Raw genomic sequence first — 13,726 nt, 5'->3', positions numbered from 1 at the left:
CCGCACGGTCTCGTAGATGCCTGGACCGGTGGGGCAACGTTGAACGCAGCTCGGGTAAGAACACGGCTACCGAATTGCTCCTGATTCGGAAACTCGTGATCAGCCAAGCGGAGGCTTGTCTGCAGGACAGCTCTGAACTTGGCGTTTCCAACCGTGCATCGCGGATGCACTCATCTGCCGCCGAAGGTGCGCGTCGATCACCGACGCGCCCGTAGCCAGGTCTCGCTATTCCGGCGTGATGCGCCACCGCCACGGGCCCACATCGCCGAACCGTCCGGTGTGCCGCAGCAGAACACCCGTAGGACGGCGCCGCTCCGCCTGAGCGTCCGGAGCCAGCCGAGCCAGAACCGCCGCGCTGAGTTCTGCTGCGCCGGCCGCCACCTCACGCGTGGAGCGGGTTGGATCTGCCCGGGTCATGTGATCCGTAATGCTGTACACATGAGTAGTCCTGTCATCGCCGCTGGACGGCGACACTCGTTGGGGCTGTGTGCCGACGGCACCGTGGTTGCGGCCGGCACGGGGACGTCTGGTGAGTGTCGAGTCGAAGACTGGGTCCAAGTGGTCGCCGTGGCGGCGGGCAACGTGCATACGGCGTCGAACACTGGGCGGTCCCACAGCGTCGGCCTCCGCGCGGACGGCACTGTGATGGCGACGGGCTGGAACGGTGACGGACAGTGTGACGTTGCGTCATGGCGCGACGTGACCCTTGTCGCCGCGGGCTGGCGCCGCACCTTGGGGCTAGTTGGTGACGGCACCGTGCTGGCTGCGGGACGGCTCCGCGAGGGAGCATGCGACGTGAGCCGATGGCGTGAGGTTGTCGCGTTGGCTTGTGGCGACTGGCATTCGGTGGGCCTCAGAGCCGATGGGATCACCGTTGCGGTGGGCAATGATCGCCGTGGGCAGTGCGCGGTCGACACGTGGCGTGACGTTGCCGCCGTCGCCGCCGGCTACCTTCACACGGTCGGTCTCACCAACGACGGACGCGTCTTCGCGGTCGGGGATCAATCGGCGGGCGCCTGTGACGTCAGTGCTTGGCGGGACGTTGTGGCAGTGGCGGCTGGGAGCTACCACACCGTCGCAGTCACCGCGGCTGGCCGAGTCGTGGCCGTGGGCAGCGACGATTCCGGCCAGTGCGAGGTAGCCGACTGGCGCGGGATCGTCGCGGTGGCGGCCGGATCCACCCACACTCTCGGACTACGCGCGGACGGAACAGTTGTCGCCGCCGGAAATAACGAGCACGGTCAGTGCGACATCACCGGCTGGGACGTGATCCGGTCGCCTGACTAGCTGCTGCACGGAGGTTGCTCTGCTGCCGGTCCTGGGCCAACATCCTCATCTTCCGCCGATCGTGCGCGCTCTCTGCTGTGGTGGGCGTCGCTGTCAGTAGCAGCCGCAGCTCCGGCGAGGTGCGGACCTCACGATTGCGCTGGCGGCCGCACGTGCGGAGCCAGTCGTTTCCGGCAGCGAGGTAGGTCGGAACCTGGCGAAGCGACCACACCCACAACACCGCTTCCGGCATCACCACGATGGCGTCCACGGCGCCGGCGTCACAAGGCCAAGCCCCTGCCGGGGTGGGCCTACGGCAATGTGGGACGGGAGCCGCACGAGGCGATCCTGCTCCGCCTGCCCCCCGGCGCCGCCCCAGAGGACCTGTTCGACGGCGATCTCACCCAGGAGCAGGTGACGACCATCGGCCACGGCGGCGACGGCGCCGCGCTGTCGTTGATCCGGATGCGGCCGGGGACATACACCCTAGCCGATTTCATTCCCGCGCCGGACGGGCAGCCGCACGGCGCGCACGGCCAGGTCGCGCAGTTCACGGTGGAACGCCACGGTCCCGCCTGCGATCGCGGCCCACGCTGACGGGCCGCCGGCCCGGGCGGACGGCGCCGGGCATGGAACGGAGTTCGAGTTCGACCGGGCTAATCCGCGGCGTTGAACGACGCGGCCAGGGCCGCGGCGAACCCGGTGTCGGCGGGTTCCGCTCACGCCGATGCGCCAGGTCCCGCCCGGGACGTGCCCCACCGGCAGTGACCGGGAAATCCTGCGGGTGCACAGGGCGGCCAACGAGCTGGAGCCCCTACCGCCCGAGTGGTCGCCGCTGGCGCCGGTTCCGGTCGTTGAGCTGGAAGAACAGCCGCTTCATACACCAGCCGGGAGAGTTGAGCTGCTCGACGTCGATCGGCACGCCGCGCACCTCCTCGGTGAGCGATCGGGTATGGCTAATCGACGGCTTATTAGCGGATTAAGTCCGCCATAAGCGGCGCCCGAGTGTCAGTGGGCGCCGATACTGTTCACCGCGCGGAAGGCCGGGGTCCGAAGGACTTCTGCACCCGGCCGCCCGAGGCAGTGAACGCCGAGGGCAACGACCCCGGGCCTTCCGTCCAAACCTCGGTCCGCGTCCGGGTCGCGGCCCGCTGCCGGCGCCGCCCGTTTCCCCCACAACGGGCGGCGCCCGGCATTTACCGGATCCGCTTCGCGGCGTACGCCTTACGCCGGCGCGGCTTCACGCCGGCGGCGATCGCGTCTTGGCACGTGAGCTGTTCAAGCCTAGGGTCAGTGCAATGCCACACGTTACTAGCGGTGCTGATTGCGCGGGGCAACCCTCTTCGTCCGCGCACGATCAGGCGGGCGGCGTGCGGAGCGCAGCGCGACGTCGTCCCGGTTTGCGGCGGCATGCGCATCACCGGCGGCCTCCTGCGGCAGTGGTCGGCACGGTTCGCGTGCCCGCCGTCAAATTCAGGGAGCTCTACGACCTCAACCGGCTGGCCGCCAACGAGATCCCGGTGGCCGCCGCCGTCTACCACGACGACATGTACGTGGACGCCGGCCTGCAACTGGACACCGCGTCGCGGGTCGGCAACGTCCGGACCTGGATCACCAACGAGATACGAGCACGACGGCGTCCACGAGGACGACCGGGTCTTCACCCGGCTGACCGAGCTGGTCCGCGAGGTGGGCGGCGGTGTCACCGACGCCTGGGCACCCGACCGGGACCCGTCCGGCCAGGAAGGAGTTCCCGTTGCGTGACGGCAGGCCGCCGAAGCTGTCCGAGATCGCGTCGTTCACGGCGTACATGAACACGGGCTGGGGTGTTCCCGACCGCACCCCGCCGGTCGTGCCGGGCGCCGCCGAGGCGGCCGCCGACCACCGGGCCCAGCTGGTCGAGGCGCTTCCCGGCCGCACCATCGTGCTGGCGTCGGGGGAGGCCCCCGTGCGCAGCAACGACACGACGTACGACTTCCGTCCGGACAGCGACTTCTTCTGGCTGACCGGCTGCGCCATCGAGAACGCCGTCGTGGTGCTTCGCGGCGGTGCCGCCACGCTCTACCTGCCGCCCCCCGCCCGACCTGGCGACCCCGGTTTCTTCACCGATGCCCGCCACGGTGAGCTGTGGGTCGGTGCGGCGCCCGCGCCGGCCGACTGGGCGCGGGTGCTGGGCATCGAGGTCCGGCCGCTCGCGGAGCTCACCGAGGAGGTGACCCGGGACGACGAGGTTGGGCGGACCCTCGCTGAGCTGCGCATGTACAAGGACGAGTGGGAGATCGGGCAGCTCCGGGAGGCGGTGGACCGCACGGTCGAGGGTTTCGCCGCGGTTGCCCGGGAGATCCCGACCGCGGTGGCGGGGCCCGGAGAGCGGTGGCTGCAGGGCACCTTCGACCGGTACGCCCGGGCGTACGGCAACGGGCCCGGCTACACCACGATCGTCGGCAGCGGCCGGCACGCGCCCACCCTGCACTGGGTGCGCTGTGACGGCCCGGTTCTGCCCGACGAGGTGCTCCTGCTCGATATGGGCGTCGAGGTCAAGAGCCATTACACGGCCGACGTCACCCGCACGCTGCCCGCGTCCGGGCGGTTCTCTCCCGTCCAGCGGCAGGTGCACGACCTGGTGGAGCGGGCGCACCGGGCGGGGCTGGCGGCGGTCGGCCCGGACAGCCGGTTCACCGACTTCCACCATGCCGCGATGGAGGTGATCGCGCGGGGGCTGGCGGATTGGGGCCTGTTGCCCGTCTCGGTTGACGAGGCGCTGTCCGACACCGGGCAGCAGCACCGGCGCTATCTGGTGTGCGGCATCGGCCATCATCTGGGGCTGGACGTGCACGACTGCGGCCGTGCCTCGCAGGAGGCGTACCAGGGTGCGGTGATGGCGCCCGGCATGGTGCTCACGGTCGAGCCCGGGCTGTACTTCCACGCACACGACCTGACCGTGCCTCCCGAGCTGCGCGGGATCGGCGTGCGCATCGAGGATGACCTCCTGGTCACGCCGGACGGCGTGGAGGTGCTGTCCCGCGCGCTGCCGATCGAGGCCGACGGTCTGGAGAAGTGGATGGCAGCCACCCAATCCATGTGACATTGCGCTACCGGATCGCCCAAGGAGCCAGGATGACCACCTCCGCACAGCCATGGCGCGGCGTACACGTCGCGACGGCGCTTCCCCTCCACGATGACCTCTCCGTCGACTACGACGCGTACGCCGAGCACGTCCGGTTCCTCGCGGCCGCCGGCTGCGACGGGGTGACGCCCAACGGCTCGCTCGGCGAGTACCAGACGCTGACCCCCGAGGAGCGGGCGCGCGTCGTCGAGACGGCCGTCCAGGCGGCCCCCGCCGGATTCGGCGTCATGCCCGGCGTGGCCGCGTACGGCGCGCTCGAGGCCCGCCGCTGGGCCGAGCAGGCCGCCGCGGCCGGAGCCACCTCCGTGCTCCTGCTGCCGCCGAACGCCTACCGCGCCGACCGCCGGGCGGTCGTTGCCCACTACCGCGAGGTCGCGCGGGCCGGACTGCCGGTCGTCGCCTACAACAACCCGATCGACACCAAGGTCGACCTGACTCCCGCGCTGCTCGCCGAGCTGTTCGGAGAGGGCCTGGTCGTCGGTGTGAAGGAGTTCACCGGCGACGTCCGCCGGGCCTACGAGATCAGCGAGCTGGCGCCCGGCCTGGACCTCCTGGTCGGCGCCGATGACGTGCTGCTCGAACTGGGCATCGCCGGGGCCGTCGGCTGGATCGCCGGCTACCCGAACGCGATCCCGGAGAGCACCGTGGAGCTCTACCGGCTGGTCACCTCCGGCGACCCCGCCGACATCGCCAAGGCGGTGCCGATCTACCGCGACCTGCACCCCCTGCTGCGCTGGGACTCCCGGACCGAGTTCGTCCAGGCGATCAAGCTGTCGATGGACGCCTGCGGCCGCAAGGGCGGCGCCTGTCGTCCACCGCGCCTGCCGCTGCCGGACGACGTGGCGGCCAGGATCACCAGCGACACCGAAGCCGTCCTGGCCAAGGGCTACAAGTGAGGTCCCGCCGCACGTTCCACGCCGTCGACTCGCACACCGAGGGCATGCCCACCCGGGTCGTTGTCGGCGGCATGGGGACGATCCCCGGGGCCACCATGGCCGAGCGCCGGCTCTGGTTCATGGAGCACAGCGACGACATCCGCACGTTGCTGATGTACGAGCCGCGCGGTCACGCCGCGATGAGCGGGGCGATCCTGCAGCCGCCGACCCGTCCCGACGCCGACTACGGCGTGTTGTTCATCGAGGTCTCCGGGCTGCTGCCGATGTGCGGCCACGGCACGATCGGGGTCGCCACGGTCCTCGTCGAGACCGGGATGGTGCCCGTCGTCGAGCCGGTGACCACGATCCGGCTCGACACCCCCGCCGGGCTGGTCGTCGCGTCGGTGCACGTAAGGAACGGCGCGGCCGAGTCGGTCACCATCGAGAACGTCCCGTCGTTCGTGCACGCGCTGGACCGGAAGGTCGAGGTGCCGGGCTTCGGCCCGGTCGGGTACGACATGGCGTTCGGCGGGAACTTCTACGCGATCGTCGACCTCGCGGATCTGGGACTGCCCTTCGACCGCTCCCGCGCCGGCGACCTGCTGGCCGTCGGTCTGGCGATCATGGATGCGGTGAACGAGCAGGACCGGCCGGTCCACCCCGAGCGCGACGACATCAACGGCTGCCACCACGTCTATCTGAAGGCCCCCGGCTCGACGGCCCAGTTGTCGCGGCACGCCATGGCCATCCACCCCGGCTGGTTCGACCGATCGCCGTGCGGCACGGGTACGAGCGCGCGCATGGCGCAGCTGCACGCGCGGGGCGAGCTGGGCATCGGCGAAGACTTCGTCAACGAGTCGTTCATCGGCACCCGCTTCACCGGGCGGCTGCTCGGCGAGACCACGGTCGGGTCGCACCCGGCGGTGCTGCCGTCGATCACCGGCCGGGCGTGGGTCACCGCCACCGCGCAGTTCCACCTCGATCCCACGGACCCGTTTCCCGCGGGGTTCCTGCTGTGAGTCCCACGCCCGTCCCGGATCTGCCCGGCATCGGTCGCCGGGAGAACCTGCGCGACCGGATCCGGGAGGCCCTGCGCGCCGGGATCATCTCCGGCAAGCTGGAGCCCGGCGTGGTCTACTCGGCTCCGGCGTTGGGCGCGCAGCTCGGCGTCTCGCCGACGCCGGTGCGGGAGGCCATGCTCGACCTGGTGAAGGGAGGCCTGGTCGTCGCCCACCCCAACAAGGGCTTCCGGATCACGGAGATGTCCGAGGAGGACCTCGACAACCTGGCCGCCGTACGGCTGCTCATCGAGCCGCCCACCGTGCGCGACGTCGTGGCGGTGATCCCGAAGGAGGACTTTCCCGAGCTGCGGGCCCGCGCGCAGGCCATCGTGGACGCGGCGGAGAGCGGCAACCTGCTCGGCTACATCGAGGCCGACCACGTGTTCCATCTGACTCTCCTCACCTACAGCGGCAACCGCTTCCTGGTGGACGTCGTGTCCGACCTGCGTTCGCAGACCCGGCTGCTCGGCCTGACCCCGCTGCTGGAGAGCGGCAGGCTGGGCAGCTCGGCTGCCGAACACCACGAACTCCTGGACTTCGTCGAAGCCCGCGACGCGTCCGGGGCCGAGCTGCTGATGCGCCGCCACATCGGCCACGTACGGGGCCTGTGGGCCGGCGGCGCCGAGCGAAGCACAGCGGTGAGATGAGCGTGGACCTCGTGGTCGTCGGGGCGGGCGTGGTGGGCGCGGCCAGCGCGTACTTCTCGGCCCTGGCGGGGCTGCGGGTGCTCGTCGTCGAACGCGGCGCGATCGCCGGCGGCACCTCCAGCGCGGGCGAGGGCAACCTGCTGGTGTCCGACAAGGAGGCCGGCCCCGAACTCGACCTGGCGCTGTACTCGCAGCGGATCTGGCGCGAGGACCTGGCGGAACACGGCGACCTGTGGGAGTTCGAGTCCAAGGGCGGCCTGGTCGTCGCGGCGTCGGAGCAGAGCCTCGCCTCGCTGCGCGCGCTCACCGTGCACCAGCGCCGGTGCGGGGTCGAGGTCCGCGACGTCGCGCCGGCCGAGTTGCGCGACTACGAGCCGCACCTGTCCCCGCGACTCGCCGGAGGTGCCCATTATCCGCAGGACGCCCAGGTCCAGCCGATGCTGGTCGCGGCCCACCTGCTCCGGCTCGCCCGCGAGCACGGGGCCGAGGTGCGTACGAACACCGAGGTGACGGGCTTCCTGGGCGCCGGCGACCGGGTGAGCGGCGTGCGAACCCCCGGCGGCGACATCCCCGCCGGCGCGGTGCTCAACGCCGCCGGCACGTGGGCCGGCGCGGTCGCCGGCCTCGCCGGGGTGTCCGTCCCCGTGCTGCCCCGGCGCGGCTTCATCCTGGTCACCCAGCCGATGCCACCTCGCACGATCCGCCACAAGGTGTACGCCGCCGAGTACGTCGGTGACGTGGCCAGCTCCGACGCGGCCCTGCAGACCTCACCGGTCGTCGAGGGAACCGCCGGCGGCACCATCCTCATCGGCGCGTCGCGCGAGCGCGTCGGCTTCGACCGGACCGTGTCCGTCACCGCGATCAGCACGCTCGCGGCCAAGGCGATTGCGCTGTTCCCGATGCTGCGGCAGGTCCGTGCGATGCGCACCTATTTCGGCTTCCGCCCATACTGCCCCGATCACCTACCCGTTCTCGGTCCCGACCCGCGTGCGCCCGGCCTGTGGCACGCCTGCGGCCACGAGGGCGCCGGCATCGGCCTGTCCGCCGGGACCGGCAAGCTGATCGCCCAGGCGCTCCTAGGGCAGCGGACCGACCTCGACCTCACGCCGTTCGCCCCGGACCGGTTCGCCGACGCCGAGGAGGCGGCCCGTTGACCCACCGGTTGACCTTCCGCGGCACCGAGGTTCCGGCCGAGCCCGGCCAGAGCGTCGCCGCCGCACTGGTCGCCGCCGGCATCCTCGGCTGGCGCACCACCCGCCGGGGCGGCAGGCCCCGGGGACTTTTCTGCGGCATCGGCGTCTGCTTCGACTGCCTGCTCACCGTCGACGGCGTCCCCGACCAGCGCGCCTGCCTGGTCACGGCCGCGGACGGCATGACCCTCGGCGACGACGCCGACTCACAGGACCCCGGCTCACCGGGGGAAGGCGATGGCGCCCATGGATGACGTCGCCGTGGTCGGCGCCGGCCCGGCCGGCCTCGCGGCCGCCGTCGAGGCGGCCGAGGCCGGGCTCGCCGTCGCCCTGCTCGACGCCGCCGGGCAGCCCGGCGGGCAGTACTGGCGGCACTACGACGAGACCCACGACCGCCCCGCCGATCGCGTGGGCCACCACGGCTGGCCGGTCTTCACCGGCCTGCGGAACCGCCTGGACGCCCTGCGCGCCGCCGGCCGGATCCGCCACCTCCCCGGCCATCAGGTCTGGCTCATCACCCGGGACGAGGGCGGCACGTTCACCCTCCGGATGACGGCCACCGCCTCCACCTCCGCCGGCAGTGGCATCGACCGGAGCCTCCTCGCGCGGGCGCTGATCCTGTGCCCGGGAGGCTACGACCGGCAACTGCCCGTCCCCGGGTGGGACCTGCCCGGTGTGATGACCGCTGGGGGAGCCCAGGCCCTGCTCAAGGGGCACCGCACCACCGCGGGGCGGCGCGCGGTCGTCGCCGGCACCGGCCCGTTCCTGCTGCCCGTGGCCACCGGCCTCGCGCGGGCCGGCGTGAGGGTCGCGGCCGTCGTCGAGGCCAACGCAACGCTCGGGTGGCTGCGCGACCCTCTCGGCGCGATGTCCGCGCCGGGCAAGGCCGTCGAGGCACTGCAGTACGCGGCGCTGATGGCCCGCCACCGCATCCCGTACCGGACGAGGACCGTGGTCCGTGAGATCCTCGGTACGGACCGCGTCGAGGCGGTCCGGACCGTCCGGGTGAACACCGCCGGCCTCCCGGCCGGACCGGAGCAGGAGATCGCCGCCGACCTCGTGGCGGTCGGCTGGGGCTTCACCCCCTCGCTCGAACTGCCGCTCATGCTCGGCGCCGAAACGGTGCAGGACACCGACGGGTCCCTCGTTGTGGCCGTCGACGACCGTCAGCGCAGCAGCGTCGACGGGCTGTACGTCGCCGGCGAGGCGACCGGGGTGGGCGGGGCGACCCTGGCCGTCCACGAGGGACGGCTGAGCGCGCTCGCCCTCGCCGCCGCACTGGGCCACCCGGCCGATCCGGCCGTGACGAGGCGGTTGCGCGGCGCCGTCCGGCGGGGGCGGCGGTTCGCCGCCGCCATGCAACGGACCTACCCGGTGCCGGGCGCGTGGCCGCAGTGGCTGTCGGAGACGACGCTGGTGTGCCGCTGCGAGGAGGTCTCCTACGGCGACCTGCGCCGGGCGTACCACGACCTCGGCGCGGAAGACGCGCGCACGCTGAAGATGCTGGCCCGGCCGGGAATGGGCTGGTGCCAGGGACGCGTGTGCGGCTTCGCCACCGCCGCGATCGCGGCCCAGCTGAGCGGACGTGCGACCACGGCCGACGACTTGAGAGCGCTGGCCACCCGCAGCCTCGCCGTGCCGGTGCCCCTCGGCGAACTCGCCGACCTGGCCGACGACACGACGCCCGTCGAGACGCTGGAACACCCGACGAGAGAACGAGGACGAGACGGTGAGTGACGTACTGAGCACCGATCCGCGTACCGGAGCGACGCGGGCCCGCGTCGCGACGGAGTCGACGGCGGCGGACGTGGACCGGGCGGTGCGCGCGGCCGCCGCGGCCGGCGCGGCACTCCGGGACCACGCCGCGCGGGCGGACCTGCTGCGCACGGCCGCCGCGCTCCTGCAGAAGAGCGGCGAGGAGATCGTGGCGACCGCCGACGCGGAGACGGCGCTCGGCAGCGTACGGCTCACCGGCGAACTGGCCCGCACGTGCTACCAGCTCTGCGTGTTCGCGGACGTGGTGGACGCCGGCGCGTACCTCGACGTGATCATCGACCATGCCGATCCGCAGGCGCAGCCCGCGCCCCGGCCCGACCTGCGACGCTACAAGGTGCCGCTGGGCGTGGTCGCGGTCTTCGCGGCCAGCAACTTTCCGCTGGCCTTCAGCGTGGCGGGCGGTGACACCGCGAGCGCCCTGGCCGCCGGATGCCCGGTCGTGGTCAAGGCGCACCCCGATCATCCGGCCACCTCCGTCCTGTGCGCCCGGATCCTGCGCTCGGCGGCGGCCGAGGTCGGGCTGCCCGAGGACGTCGTCCGCCTGGTCCACGGCTTCGACGCGGGTCCGGAACTCGTACGCCACCCATTGACGGCGGCGGTCGGGTTCACCGGCTCGGTGCGCGGCGGCCGCGCGCTGTTCGACATCGCAGCCGCCCGGCCGCGGCCGATTCCGTTCCACGGCGAGCTGGGCAGCCTCAACCCCGTGGTGGTGACCGCCCGGGCGGCCGAGACCAGGGCGGAGGAGATCGCGGCGGGACTCGTCGCCTCGTACACCCAGGGTCTGGGCCAGTTCTGCGTCAAGCCCGGCCTCGTCCTGCTCCCCGAGGGACCGGCGGGCGACGCGGTCGTCGGGGCGGTCGTCACGGCGGCGGTCCCGTCCGGGCCGTTGCTCGACCCGCGTATGCGCACGGCGTTCCTCGACGGCGTCCGCTCCCGCGTCGCCCTCCCCGGCGTAACGGAGCCGTTGGCAGCGGGGGAGGCCGGCGACGACGGGACGCCGCTGGCCGTACGGCCGGGTGTGTTGACGGTCGCGGCGGCGCGGCTCGCCGAGGGCGGGCCATACGGGGAGCTGTTGGAGGAGTGCTTCGGACCGGTCACCGTGCTGGTCCGCTACGGCTCGACGGCCGAGCGGGACGCGCTGCTCGCCTACCTGCCGGGCAACCTCACGGCGACCGTGCACCTGGCCGCCGACGAGCGGGACGGCGCAGCGGCGGAACTGGTCACCGCGCTGAGCGCGATCGCGGGACGGGTCGTCGTGGACGGCTGGCCCACGGGGGTGACGGTTTCCCCGGCCATGCAGCACGGCGGGCCCTACCCCGCCTCGACGAGCGGCTCGACCTCGGTGGGAAGCACCGCGATCGAGCGTTGGCTGCGCCCGGTCTGCTACCAGATGACCCCGGACCCGCTGCTGCCCCCGGAGCTGCGGGAAGCCAACCCGCTCGACCTGCCCCGCGTGGTCGATGGCGTTCAGACGGCGCGGTAGCCCGGCGTCCGGCCGGACGCGCCGTTATTGGGAGGTATGGCCCGCTGCTGTCACGGGTGGACCTCCTCGAGGTTATGCCCGCAGGTAGCGGTCGCTATGGAGTAGCCGACGGTGGCTGCCGCCAGCACGAGGCCGACACCGACGCCGAGGGCTGCCGCGCCTTTGGCGGACAGTCCAGTTCGCCAAACGAACACGGCCGTCACTGCAGCGGCCAGTGGCAGCGAGAAAGCGAGGGAGAGCCACACGGTTTCGCGGAACACCCATACCAACCAAGCCGGGTCCCCGGTGAGTTCCTCGCATGGCACCGGGTGTGAAGGCATAGGCGCCGCCGCGAGCGGCGCAGTGGCAAGACCAGCGAACGCGTATGCCAACACGGTCCAGCCCAGCGCAGCCCGGGTCCTCGGCCAGCCAATCACAACCGCGACTGTGCCAGAGGCCGCCGAAGACGGCTACGGCGCACGGGAGTGATCGCCACAAGACCGGAGGCTCCCACACCACCCGTTCGGATCAGTTCAGGCAGAGGCAGAAGGGGTGACCTGCCGGGTCGAGGAAGACCCGGAAGGACGTACCGGGCTGGTGCGGGTGTTTTGTTGCGCCGAGATCGAGCACTGCCGCCTCGGCGGAATCGAGGTCGTCAACGACCACATCGAGGTGCATCTGCTGGGGCAGCGCTTGGTTTGGCCACACCGGCGGCGTGTACCCATCCACCTGCTGAAAGGAGATGCACTGACCGTACTCCGCGCGGACTTCAGCCCAGTCGGAGGAGGCGTCGACCTTCCAATCCAACATAGCGCCGTAGAACCTTGCGAGCGCACCAGGATCGGGACAGTCGATGACGATGCTGGGGAAGCGAGCGATGGCCATGCGGGCCATGGTACGGGCCGTTGCGGACGATCCCTGTCCGGATTACGTCGGGTGCGGCTGGTGCCCGCCAAGACGTCCGCTCATGGCCGAGATCAGTGCATCAGTGTGTAAGGGATGCGGCGCGTTGGGAAGCTTCGACAATTCGTTGCTCGCTTGTTGGAGGCGGCCGTCCAGCATGCACTCGCGGCGGCGGGTGCGGGTCCGGCCCGTAGCAGCGGGGTGAAGGGGATAAATGGCTTGCACAGGCGCCGGACTGAGAGTTTGACTGCTCGCCATGCCTTTCCCCTCACCGATCTTCGTTGCGGGTACGGGTCGTTCGGGAACGTCACGGATCGCCGACATCATCGGCGAACATCCGCTGATCCATCGGATTCCCATGGAGACCCGGTTCCTCATCGACCCGGGTGGCCTGCGGGACCTGGCCGACGCGCTCACCGATCGATACGACCCCACCGTCGGTGAGGACGCCCTGCACCGGCTCAGCGACTTCCTCACCGTACGAGTGCCCGGCCGGCGCGACGATCGCGGCAAAACCGTTCCCGAGCTGGTCGGCGAACGGCGCTACCGGGATGCGGTGCAACAGCTCTGGCCGCAGTTGATCGCGTACACATACGACGAACCTGCGCCCGCGGAGGGCTTCGGAAACGCCGACCGCCCTGCCGGGCCGTTCGAGCCGCTGAGCCGCCGGCGGGCACTTCCCAGGTATTTCAGCGACCGGGGCGAACTGCTCGCAATCTTGCGGAGCCTGATCGACACCATGTTCGGCGGAGCAGCCGCCGACGCGGGCAAGCCGACCTGGTGCGAGAAGACACCGTTCAACCTGCTGTGCATGGAGTTCCTCTGGGAACTGGTCCCCGAAGCGACCATCGTGCACATCAAGCGTCACCCGGTCTCAGTGCTCGCATCCCACCTGGCCCAACCATGGGCACCGCCCACCGTCGACGGCGCGCTCGCCTACCTCAAGCCGGTCTACCACCGATGGCTCACCTGGAAGAACACGGTCGACCTGACGGGCAGGCGATACATCGAGGTGAAAGCAGAAGACCTCGCAGCCGACTGGCCCGGGCAGCGCCGCGCCCTGTTCGAACGACTCGACGTCGACGACTTCGCCACCCCTTCAACATTTCAGTCGCACAAGCTGACAAACCGCAACGACCAATTCGACGACGAAACCCGCGAGTTCATCGAAGACGCACTCGGCAAGGTCATCCCGGCCATGGGATATGAGTGACGGCGCTACGCGACGTCACGGCGTGCTGACTCGGCGGGCATACGCACATGTCGAGAACACTGCAGCTGATCTCGTCGGGGCGGAGGACCGTCAGTGGTCAGCCCTTCGCGCCGCAACTTCCGGCTGCGCTGACGTGCGACCCGCAGCCGGGCTCGGCGATACCGATCCGGGGACCTGGTCGAGCGGATACTGCTGAGCGAGCGCGA

Annotated in this window: 12 protein-coding genes; 11 read left to right on the top strand and 1 reads right to left on the bottom strand. The window is 71.3% G+C overall.

Features of this window, described 5'->3' with window-relative positions:
- Positions 1–438: 438 nt before the first annotated feature.
- The 10 genes from AB0C04_RS29255 (at position 439) to AB0C04_RS29210 (ending at position 11,425) form a co-directional block, all read left to right on the top strand.
- Complete coding sequence (locus tag AB0C04_RS29255; protein WP_357060798.1) at positions 439–1,287, top strand: hypothetical protein; 849 nt, start codon at positions 439–441, stop codon at positions 1,285–1,287.
- Positions 1,288–1,587: 300 nt separating this feature from the next.
- Positions 1,588–1,863 carry a hypothetical protein gene (locus tag AB0C04_RS29250; protein ID WP_357060796.1) on the top strand — a complete coding sequence of 92 codons (276 nt, stop codon included), beginning with the start codon at positions 1,588–1,590 and terminating at the stop codon, positions 1,861–1,863.
- A 1,159-nt stretch (positions 1,864–3,022) separates the two neighbouring features.
- Positions 3,023–4,351: an aminopeptidase P family protein gene (locus tag AB0C04_RS29245; RefSeq protein ID WP_357060793.1), complete on the top strand. Its 1,329-nt coding sequence runs from the start codon at positions 3,023–3,025 to the stop codon at positions 4,349–4,351.
- Between the two features lie 32 nt (positions 4,352–4,383).
- A complete protein-coding gene (locus tag AB0C04_RS29240) occupies positions 4,384–5,289 on the top strand; it encodes a dihydrodipicolinate synthase family protein (protein ID WP_357060790.1) in 906 nt (301 codons plus the stop codon).
- Positions 5,286–6,287, top strand: a complete 1,002-nt coding sequence (locus tag AB0C04_RS29235) for a proline racemase family protein (protein ID WP_357060787.1) — start codon at positions 5,286–5,288, stop codon at positions 6,285–6,287. The genes AB0C04_RS29240 and AB0C04_RS29235 overlap by 4 nt, the downstream gene beginning before the upstream one ends.
- Positions 6,284–6,976, top strand: a complete 693-nt coding sequence (locus AB0C04_RS29230) for a GntR family transcriptional regulator (protein ID WP_357060783.1) — start codon at positions 6,284–6,286, stop codon at positions 6,974–6,976. Before AB0C04_RS29235 ends, AB0C04_RS29230 begins: the two co-directional genes overlap by 4 nt.
- Complete coding sequence (locus AB0C04_RS29225; RefSeq protein WP_357060780.1) at positions 6,973–8,130, top strand: FAD-binding oxidoreductase; 1,158 nt, start codon at positions 6,973–6,975, stop codon at positions 8,128–8,130. Before AB0C04_RS29230 ends, AB0C04_RS29225 begins: the two co-directional genes overlap by 4 nt.
- On the top strand, positions 8,127–8,420 hold the full coding sequence (locus tag AB0C04_RS29220) for a (2Fe-2S)-binding protein (RefSeq protein ID WP_357060777.1): 294 nt from the start codon (positions 8,127–8,129) through the stop codon (positions 8,418–8,420). The genes AB0C04_RS29225 and AB0C04_RS29220 overlap by 4 nt, the downstream gene beginning before the upstream one ends.
- Positions 8,413–9,903 carry an NAD(P)/FAD-dependent oxidoreductase gene (locus tag AB0C04_RS29215; RefSeq protein WP_357060775.1) on the top strand — a complete coding sequence of 497 codons (1,491 nt, stop codon included), beginning with the start codon at positions 8,413–8,415 and terminating at the stop codon, positions 9,901–9,903. Before AB0C04_RS29220 ends, AB0C04_RS29215 begins: the two co-directional genes overlap by 8 nt.
- Positions 9,896–11,425 carry an aldehyde dehydrogenase (NADP(+)) gene (locus AB0C04_RS29210; protein ID WP_357060772.1) on the top strand — a complete coding sequence of 510 codons (1,530 nt, stop codon included), beginning with the start codon at positions 9,896–9,898 and terminating at the stop codon, positions 11,423–11,425. Before AB0C04_RS29215 ends, AB0C04_RS29210 begins: the two co-directional genes overlap by 8 nt.
- Before the next feature lie 507 nt (positions 11,426–11,932).
- Here the strand turns inward: AB0C04_RS29210 and AB0C04_RS29205 are convergent.
- Positions 11,933–12,289, bottom strand: coding sequence for a VOC family protein (locus AB0C04_RS29205; protein WP_357060770.1), 357 nt, complete (start codon positions 12,287–12,289; stop codon positions 11,933–11,935).
- A gap of 274 nt (positions 12,290–12,563) precedes the next feature.
- Here AB0C04_RS29205 and AB0C04_RS29200 point away from each other — a divergent pair, with 274 nt between their 5' ends.
- A complete protein-coding gene (locus AB0C04_RS29200; RefSeq protein ID WP_357060766.1) occupies positions 12,564–13,520 on the top strand; it encodes a sulfotransferase in 957 nt (318 codons plus the stop codon).
- Positions 13,521–13,726 lie beyond the last annotated feature (206 nt).

This window comes from Micromonospora sp. NPDC048909 (assembly GCF_040649635.1).
Taxonomy (GTDB): Bacteria; Actinomycetota; Actinomycetes; order Mycobacteriales; family Micromonosporaceae; genus Micromonospora.
Note: the sequence above shows the minus strand (reverse complement) of the source record. Positions and strands in the feature narration are given on the sequence as shown.

Bases quoted from the DNA above. Each gene is read 5' to 3' on its own strand.
- AB0C04_RS29205 (WP_357060770.1), bottom strand. From the start codon at position 12,289: ATGGCCATCGCTCGCTTCCCCAGCATCGTCATCGACTGTCCCGATCCT.
- AB0C04_RS29200 (WP_357060766.1), top strand. From the start codon at position 12,564: ATGCCTTTCCCCTCACCGATCTTCGTTGCGGGTACGGGTCGTTCGGGA.
- AB0C04_RS29255 (WP_357060798.1), top strand. From the start codon at position 439: ATGAGTAGTCCTGTCATCGCCGCTGGACGGCGACACTCGTTGGGGCTG.
- AB0C04_RS29215 (WP_357060775.1), top strand. From the start codon at position 8,413: ATGGATGACGTCGCCGTGGTCGGCGCCGGCCCGGCCGGCCTCGCGGCC.
- AB0C04_RS29225 (WP_357060780.1), top strand. From the start codon at position 6,973: ATGAGCGTGGACCTCGTGGTCGTCGGGGCGGGCGTGGTGGGCGCGGCC.
- AB0C04_RS29240 (WP_357060790.1), top strand. From the start codon at position 4,384: ATGACCACCTCCGCACAGCCATGGCGCGGCGTACACGTCGCGACGGCG.